The sequence below is a fragment of the Peribacillus sp. SIMBA_075 genome (assembly GCF_046534585.1).
In genome coordinates this window covers 1-247 of the sequence record NZ_JAWRYN010001299.1, presented here as the reverse complement: position 1 = coordinate 247, position 247 = coordinate 1, and the positions used below count along the sequence as shown (strand labels likewise).

General features: G+C 65.6%; 1 pseudogene. It reads right to left on the bottom strand.

Annotation, left to right across the window (positions count from 1 at the left end):
* Positions 1–10 precede the first annotated feature (10 nt).
* A pseudogene (locus tag SB775_RS32535) lies at positions 11–247 on the bottom strand (hypothetical protein); the annotation flags it as partial.

Genomic DNA, 247 nt, shown 5'->3' with positions numbered 1-247 from the left:
CGCGAGCGGCTTAGGGGGAGACTGTTTCGGTCGCCGGGGTGGTGATGGGCAGAAGGCCGTAGGGAATCCGTGGGGTCATGGCTTCGATTTCGGTGAGGCGGTTGTATTTCGCGATCCGTTCGCCGCGGGCGGGCGCGCCGGATTTGATCTGGCCGACGCCGGTGCCGACGACGAGGTCGGCGATGAAGGTGTCGAGGGTTTCACCGGAGCGGTGTGACACCATTGCCTGCATGCCGAGGCGTTTGGC